The organism is Bradyrhizobium sp., assembly GCF_049512235.1.
Lineage (GTDB): Bacteria > Pseudomonadota > Alphaproteobacteria > Rhizobiales > Xanthobacteraceae > Bradyrhizobium.
Map to the genome: position 1 here is coordinate 1 of NZ_JBEKXH010000512.1, position 4,430 is coordinate 4,430.

At 60.5% G+C, this 4,430-nt stretch carries 4 protein-coding genes; 2 read left to right on the top strand and 2 right to left on the bottom strand.

Features of this window, described 5'->3' with window-relative positions:
- A partial coding sequence (locus ABSG20_RS30710; protein ID WP_423868212.1) for a GAF domain-containing protein occupies window positions 1-2,132 on the top strand: 2,132 nt, incomplete at its 5' end.
- 18 nt (window positions 2,133-2,150) lie between these two features.
- Here the strand turns inward: ABSG20_RS30710 and ABSG20_RS30715 are convergent.
- Together ABSG20_RS30715 and ABSG20_RS30720 are read right to left on the bottom strand one after the other, a co-directional pair.
- Window positions 2,151-2,843: a biliverdin-producing heme oxygenase gene (locus ABSG20_RS30715; protein ID WP_423868213.1), complete on the bottom strand. Its 693-nt coding sequence runs from the start codon at window positions 2,841-2,843 to the stop codon at window positions 2,151-2,153.
- Window positions 2,844-2,920: 77 nt separating this feature from the next.
- Complete coding sequence (locus ABSG20_RS30720) at window positions 2,921-3,811, bottom strand: cobalamin B12-binding domain-containing protein (protein WP_423868214.1); 891 nt, start codon at window positions 3,809-3,811, stop codon at window positions 2,921-2,923.
- Window positions 3,812-3,945: 134 nt separating this feature from the next.
- On the opposite strand from ABSG20_RS30720, the gene bchF reads away from it, so the two are divergent.
- Window positions 3,946-4,430, top strand: a 485-nt coding sequence (bchF, locus tag ABSG20_RS30725; RefSeq protein ID WP_423868215.1) for a 2-vinyl bacteriochlorophyllide hydratase, incomplete at its 3' end; no start/stop codon positions are given.

Genomic DNA, 4,430 nt, shown 5'->3' on the forward strand with positions numbered 1-4,430 from the left:
CGAACTGCGAACGGGAAGAGATTCATCTCGCGGGCTCCATTCAGCCGCATGGCGCTCTGTTGGTCGTCAGCGAACCCGATCATCGCGTCATACAGGCCAGCGCCAACGCTGCGAAATTTCTCAACCTGAGACAGGTCGTCGGCATGCCGCTCGCCGAGCTCGACGGCGATCTGCTGTTTGGTATTCTTCCGCACCTTGATCCGACGTCACAGGGTATGCCGATCGCGGTGCGATGTCGCGTTGGCAGTCCGAGCGCGGCATTCGACGGCCTGTTACACCGGCCGCCCGCGGGCGGGTTGATCATCGAGCTCGAACGCGCAGGTCCCTCGGTCGATCTTTCCAAACAGATCGCGAGCGCGCTCAATAAGATTCGTACCGCGACTTCGCTCCGCGCGCTGTGCGACGAGGCGGCGACGCTGTTCCAGGACCGTACGGGCTATGACCGCGTGATGGTCTATCGCTTCGATGACGAAGGCCACGGCGAAGTGTTTTCGGAACGGCGCAAGCCCGATCTTGAAGCCTATCTGGGCAATCGTTACCCGGCGACGGACATTCCGCAGATGGCTCGCCGCCTGTACGAACGCACGCGCGTCCGGGTGCTGGTCGACGTCGGCTACGAACCCGTCCCGCTGCAGCCGCGGCTCTCGCCGCTGACGGGACGCGACCTGGATATGTCGCTGTGCTTCCTGCGCAGCATGTCGCCGATCCATCTGCAATATCTCAAGAACATGGGCGTCGGCGCCACGCTGGTCGTGTCGCTGGTCGTTGGCGGCAAATTGTGGGGCCTAGTGGCCTGTCACCATTACGAGCCACGTTTCATTCATTTCGAACAGCGCGCGGTCTGCGAACTGCTTGCCGAGGCGATCGCGACCCGCATTGCGGCGCTCGAGAGTTTCGCGCAGAGTCAGTCGGATATTTTCGTGCAGCGGCTCGAACAAAGAATGATCGAGGCGATATCGCGCGAGGGTGACTGGCGGGCAGCGATCTTCGACTCTTCGCAATCGATCCTTCAGCCGCTTGGGGCAAGCGGAAGCGCCCTCATCTACGAAGGCCAGATCATTTCATCCGGCGAGGTTCCGGGAACCCAGGAGATTCGGGAGATCGGCCTTTGGCTGGATGCGAAGCGCGAGACATCTGTGTTTGCTACGGCATCGCTGGGTCTCGATTTTCCTCAGTTCGCCGGCGTCACGAAGGTCGCAAGCGGAATTCTCGTCACGCCGATCTCAAACAATCGCGGCGAATATCTGATCTGGTTCCGTCCCGAGCGAATACGCACCGTGACTTGGGGCGGCGATCCGCTCAAGCCGTTCGTGATGGGCGACAATCCCTCGGATCTGTCGCCGCGGCGGTCGTTTGCGCAATGGCATCAGCTTGTTGAGGGGACATCCGAGCCGTGGACGCCGGCCGATATCGCCGCGGCGCGCCTGATCGGTCAATCGGTGGCCGACATCGTGCTGCAATTCCGCGCGGTCCGTACGCTTATCGCACAGGATCAGCTGGAACAGTTTAGCCGCCACGTGCGGGTCTCCGAGCAACCGGTGATCATTGCCGACATCGACGGCAAGATCCTGTTGTTGAACCAAGCCTTCAAGGCCCTGCTGCCGAAGGATCATACGGCGCTTGGCCGACTGGACGAACTGGCCGCGGCGTTCCAGCAACCGGAGCGCTTCCTCGATAACATTGCGGATCTCATCCTTCATCGTCGCGCCTGGCGCGGGGAGCTGTTGCTGCGCAGCGAAGGCAATAGGGAAAAGCCGCTGATGGTTAGAGCCGATCCGGTGCAGCCCTCGCGCGACCGGGTGCTCGGCTTCGTTCTGATCTTCTCGGATATCACCGACCGCAAGGCCGCCGAGATCGCGCGCGGTCGCTTCCAGGAAGGCATCATTCAGAGCAATCGGATCAACAGCGTCCGCCTCGATTCCAAGACCGATCTTGTCTATCAAAACCTGCTGTCGTCAGTGGTCGAGAATGCGCAGCTTGCCGCGCTCGAGATCACCTATGGCGTGGAAACCGGCCGCATCGCCGAGATGCTCGAGAGCGTGCGCCATTCGACGCTGCGAACCGCCGAGGTGCTCGAGCATTTGATCTGGCATTCGTCGCGCACATCCCGTGGCGACAAGACCGAGAAATGAAGCGCCGGCCGCGATAACCTACTCCGCCGCCGCGGCGGCAGCCGATCCCTTCAACGTCGCCGACTGCACGGCCCAGGACAGCTCGATATTGAGGGTGAAGGCGACGGCACCTTCTTCAACGACCGCGTCGCCATCGCGGACGAGGGCGCCGGCCCGATCGAGAGCCTTGCGGTAGCCGGCTTTCAGCGCCTCGAGATCGGAAAACCGCGGAAAATCGTAGAATGACAGCTCGGAGGGATGAAGTCCGAGTGACCGCGCCAGCAGCCGCTGCCAGATAAGCCCACCGCTAAGGTCACCGAGATACCGGGTGTAGGCATGCGCAATCAGCCGGGCGCCGGCGCCCTCCGCTGCTTCTGCTATCCGCCCGGCATAGACTTCTCCCACGGCGAGCAGCGGAATGTCGCGGCTCCAGCCCTTGCCGCATATTGCGATCAGGTCGGATTGGATTGCGGGGGCACGATCAAGTCGGTAACGAGCAAGCGCGCCGAGGCCAGGCGAGCCGCGGTGGCGTTCGAGCCCGCGCTCCATCGCCTGGTAGGCGGGAAGAAGATTACGCAGCAGAAGGACATAGCCTTCGCGGCTGGCTTCGCCGCGCAACAGATCGCGGATGATGCCGGTTCGTTCGGCTTCGACATGCAAGGTCTTGGTGCGCAGATAAAGCGCAGTGACGACGCTGACCGGCGCGGAATTTTCAGCCGTGGCCGCCGTCATTCGCCTGACCTTCCGCTCTGGCTTCGGCGGCATGGATTGCCGCGCTGCCGTTTGACGCTCGCGCACGCCTGATCCCGTCAATTTTGACTCTTCATTCGCTCGATCAGGCCGAGTGCCTGTTGCGGCGCGGCAGTCGCATCCGCCGACATCATATCGGCTCCCATCGATGCCACAAGGCCGGGCTGCGCGATCACCGCCGGTCCGCCCAGGATGATACCCACATTTTTGTTGCGAGAGTCGCTCCGGATATTTTGAATGCCTTTTTGCAGTTCATCAAGTCTGCGATCGCTGCTTACGGAAAAGCCGACGATGTCGAACCAGTGATTGTGCACAAGAGATGTCAGTTCCTGATGCGATGAAAACGGTCCGGTGCACAAGTTCCAACCGGCGCGCCGGAAAAACTCGGCCACCATTGACGATCCGAAACTGTGCTGCTCCCCGGGAACGATCGTCAGCAAGACCGATTCGCCGCTGCCCTGGCCCGCCTTGTCGAAGAAACGCTCGCCGAGCCGCCGCATGATTCGTTGGAGGCGGCTCATTGCCAGTGTCACACTTGCAAAGTCGGTGGCATCCGATTCCCAGAGGCTGCCGAAGTGTCGGGCTGTGGGCGCAAGCAAATCCAGAAAGATCGATTCCGCGGGCACACCCTGCCCAAGCAGGTCTTCGACATAGGCGAACGGAGCGTCATCGTTGCTGGCCAGCGCCAGCGCCGCGAACCGCTCGACCGGGCTGTGATTCTGCTGTTGGGCGGCCTCTTCGGGACAGGCCACCGGTGCTTTGCGAAGCGCAAGCACGATCTTGGGAATGATCTGGGTCTTGATGGTTTTGACAACACTGATCGGTGGCAGTGTTGGGCGAAATCGCCATATCGGGGCGGGGATATGTTTGCGACGCGGGTTGCGCTGATGCGCATTGACAACGTCCGTGGTTGTGACGGCTGAGAAGGATTGCTCGTTCACATCGGTCATCTTTTCCACTCCCCCGTACATTAAGTCCTGACCTGTTTAAACCGTCAAGTCTAATTTACGTATGATTTAGTTGACAGTCACTCAGACGAAGTTTAGCTTCCGTGTTACCCAGCCCGCACACAGGGAGTGGCGTGGTGCATCAACAAGCGGCTGAAGATCGGGATTTAACCCCAAACGGCGGACGATTGCCGATAGCACCGCGTTACCCCCGGCCAATATCGCACCATCGCGCTGGGTTGCTGTCAAACAATCTTTACAATGAAGTCAGCGAATACATCGTTGCACCTGCTAACACGATTTCGCCCGGCGCGATTTCGCAATTCGAAGTTCTTGCTGCTGGTCAAGGATTTAAGCCACTCTATACGCCCGAAGAACGCCTTCGCCGCGATGCAACAAGGTGGACGCTGGTGCAGGGGATCCTCGCGCCGATCCAGTTCGCGGCCTTCCTGATCAGCTTGGCACTTGTTGTCCGCTACCTGACATTGGGCGATGGATTTGCGGTCGCGACGGCGTCGATCGTGATCAAGACGCTTCTGCTTTACGCGATCATGATCACCGGCTCGATCTGGGAGCGGGAAGTTTTCGGCTGCTATCTGTTTGCGCCGGCATTCTACTGGGA